Source organism: Nocardiopsis sp. TNDT3, from assembly GCF_003427465.1.
Taxonomy (GTDB): domain Bacteria; phylum Actinomycetota; class Actinomycetes; order Streptosporangiales; family Streptosporangiaceae; genus Nocardiopsis; species Nocardiopsis dassonvillei.
In genome coordinates, this window is the sequence record NZ_QPFC01000969.1 from 1 (window position 1) to 1,171 (window position 1,171).

Sequence of the window (1,171 nt, forward strand, 5' to 3'; positions counted from 1 at the left end):
CCCACCACGGCGCCGCGCCCGGCCGGAACAGGTCCGCGCCCACCACCAGGCCGACCCCGCCCAGCCCCAGCGCGAGGCCCGCCAGCTGGCGCGGCCGCACCCGTTCGCCCAGCAGCGGGACGGCCAGGGCGGTCGCCACCAGGGGCTGGAGGGCGGCCACCAGCGCGCTCGTCCCGGCGGCCACGCCCGTCTGCGCGGCGGCGAACACCCCGTACAGGTACCCGGACTGGGCCAGCAGGCCCAGCACGGCGTGCGCCGCCAGGTCCCGCCGGGACATCCGCGGACCCCGCCACAGCCACCACCCCGCCAGCAGGGCGGCCACGACCAGGAAACGCCAGGCCAGCAACGTGGTCGCGGGCGCGTACCGGGTGCCCAGATCCGCGCCGACGAAGCCGGAGCTCCACATCACCACCAGTCCGGCGGCGAGCAGGAGGGGCGGTACGGAGCGGCGGGGACGTGTCTCGGTGTGTTCCATGCGGGCAGGTAAACACACCGGTCGGTATACTCACAATGTAGTCCGAACGAGGCGCCCCGGCGGCGGGGCGCGAGGGAGGGAGTGGACACCGTGCCCGGTACCGCGACGACACCGCTGACCCCGGCCGCGCGCCGCGTCCTGGACGTGGCGACCGAGCTGTTCTACACCCGCGGGATCAACACCGTGGGCATGGAGCTGGTCGCCGAGCGGGCGGGGGTCACCAAGAAGACCATCTACGACCGCTTCGGCTCCAAGCAGCAGCTCGTCGTCCACTACCTGCGCGCACGCGACGCCCGCTGGCGCGCGTACCTGGACGGCTACCTGGAGCGGGCCCGGACCCCGAGGGAGCTGGTGGCCGCCACGTTCGACGCCCTGGACGACTGGACGGGCGAGGAGAACCCGCGCGGCTGCGCCATGGTCAACGCCTACGCCGAGCTCTCCGACCCCGAACACCCCGGCCGCGCCGTCGCCGAGGAGCAGAAACGGTGGCTGCGCGGCCTCTACACCGACCTCGCCGAGCGGTCGGGCGCCAGGGACCCCGGGGCGCTCGGCGACGCGCTGGCCATGCTGCACGAGGGCGCCGTGGTGGCCCGCAACGTCACCGGGGTCGCCGACGCCGCGCGCACCGCCCGCGCCGCGGCGGACGCCCTGATGACCGTGCACGGCGCGGACTGAGGGCGCCGGAGCCGGGGCGTG

At 75.6% G+C, this 1,171-nt stretch carries 2 protein-coding genes; one reads left to right on the plus strand and one right to left on the minus strand.

The genetic code is table 11. The annotated features are described in order from the left end of the window. A partial coding sequence (locus DQW06_RS22400; protein ID WP_157983560.1) for a DMT family transporter occupies positions 1–475 on the minus strand: 475 nt, incomplete at its 3' end. 81 nt (positions 476–556) lie between these two features. On the opposite strand from DQW06_RS22400, the gene DQW06_RS22405 reads away from it, so the two are divergent. Further along, a complete protein-coding gene (locus tag DQW06_RS22405) occupies positions 557–1,150 on the plus strand; it encodes a TetR/AcrR family transcriptional regulator (protein ID WP_013152438.1) in 594 nt (197 codons plus the stop codon). Positions 1,151–1,171 lie beyond the last annotated feature (21 nt).